This is a genomic window from Gilliamella sp. wkB178, from assembly GCF_001690705.1.
GTDB lineage: Bacteria > Pseudomonadota > Gammaproteobacteria > Enterobacterales > Orbaceae > Gilliamella > Gilliamella apicola_K.
The window spans coordinates 1-1,795 of sequence record NZ_LZGK01000009.1 but is presented as its reverse complement, the minus strand read 5'-3'; the positions used below and the strand labels follow the sequence as shown (position 1 = coordinate 1,795).

The 1,795-nt window shown below is 49.1% G+C and carries 2 tRNA genes and 2 rRNA genes; all 4 read left to right on the top strand.

From position 1 onward, the window contains the following. A 16S ribosomal RNA gene (locus tag A9G13_RS01425) occupies window positions 1-826 on the top strand; the annotation flags it as partial. 57 nt (window positions 827-883) lie between these two features. After that, a tRNA-Ile gene (locus A9G13_RS01420) sits at window positions 884-960 on the top strand. A 110-nt stretch (window positions 961-1,070) separates the two neighbouring features. Further along, window positions 1,071-1,146 (top strand) — tRNA-Ala (locus A9G13_RS01415). A 204-nt stretch (window positions 1,147-1,350) separates the two neighbouring features. Continuing rightward, window positions 1,351-1,795, top strand: a 23S ribosomal RNA gene (locus A9G13_RS01410); the annotation flags it as partial.

The window sequence follows — 1,795 nt, the reverse complement described above, 5'->3', positions numbered from 1 at the left end:
TACCGGTGGCGAAGGCGGCCTTCTGGACAGATACTGACGCTGAGATGCGAAAGCGTGGGGAGCAAACAGGATTAGATACCCTGGTAGTCCACGCTGTAAACGATGTCGATTTGGAGTTTGTTGCCTTGAGTGATGGGCTCCGAAGCTAACGCGATAAATCGACCGCCTGGGGAGTACGGCCGCAAGGTTAAAACTCAAATGAATTGACGGGGGCCCGCACAAGCGGTGGAGCATGTGGTTTAATTCGATGCAACGCGAAGAACCTTACCTGGTCTTGACATCCATAGAATCTTGCAGAGATGCGAGAGTGCCTTCGGGAGCTATGAGACAGGTGCTGCATGGCTGTCGTCAGCTCGTGTTGTGAAATGTTGGGTTAAGTCCCGCAACGAGCGCAACCCTTATCCTTTGTTGCCAGCGATTCGGTCGGGAACTCAAAGGAGACTGCCGTTGATAAAGCGGAGGAAGGTGGGGACGACGTCAAGTCATCATGGCCCTTACGACCAGGGCTACACACGTGCTACAATGGCGTATACAAAGGGAGGCGACCTCGCGAGAGCAAGCGGACCTCATAAAGTACGTCTAAGTCCGGATTGGAGTCTGCAACTCGACTCCATGAAGTCGGAATCGCTAGTAATCGTGAATCAGAATGTCACGGTGAATACGTTCCCGGGCCTTGTACACACCGCCCGTCACACCATGGGAGTGGGTTGCACCAGAAGTAGATAGCTTAACCTTCGGGAGGGCGTTTACCACGGTGTGGTCCATGACTGGGGTGAAGTCGTAACAAGGTAACCGTAGGGGAACCTGCGGTTGGATCACCTCCTTACGAAGAGCTCGTAAGTGTTCACACAGATTGTTTGTTTAAGAAAAGAGTCACTTTATTGGGTCTGTAGCTCAGGTGGTTAGAGCGCACCCCTGATAAGGGTGAGGTCGGTGGTTCAAGTCCACTCAGACCCACCAATTCAACTTAATTCTGCAATATAACCGCTAGCGTAGGTGATGTAGAAGCATTGCTTAACATAAAGCGAGCTACGTTAAGCGAATTGGGGAAACAGATGAAGTGAATTATTGGGGCTATAGCTCAGCTGGGAGAGCGCCTGCCTTGCACGCAGGAGGCCAGCGGTTCGATCCCGCTTAGCTCCACCATTAAAGATATCTCTTTTCAAATTAATTATCTTTGTATTTGCTTTTAATTAAGTAAATAGAAAGATAAAGCTCTTTAACAATTAGGAACAAGCTGAAAGAAACGAGTTCTCGTTTTTATGGCAGACTAGCATATGAAAGTATGTTGGTTTGCAGTAAGAAAGAGAAAAAAGCGTAATGAAAAACCAAGACAACTGTGAGTTGTAAGGTTAAGAAATTAAGCGTACACGGTGGATGCCTAGGCATTCAGAGGCGAAGAAGGACGTGTTAATCTGCGAAAAGCGACGGTAAGCCGATAAAAGGCGCTATAGCCGTCGATGTCCGAATGGGGAAACCCAATGTAGGTAACTACATTATTGCTTGATGAATACATAGTCAAGTGAGGCGAACCGGGAGAACTGAAACATCTAAGTACCCCGAGGAAAAGAAATCAACCGAGATTCCCCGAGTAGCGGCGAGCGAAAGGGGAGGAGCCCAAAGTGGGAAGCATAACGCATTAGTGGAAGCGTCTGGAAAGTCGCGCGACAGAGGGTGAAAGTCCCGTACACGAAGGTGAGTTATGTGGAAGCTTGAAGAGTAGGGCGGGACACGTGATATCCTGTCTGAAGATGGGGGGACCATCCTCCAAGGCTAAATACTCCTGAATGACCGA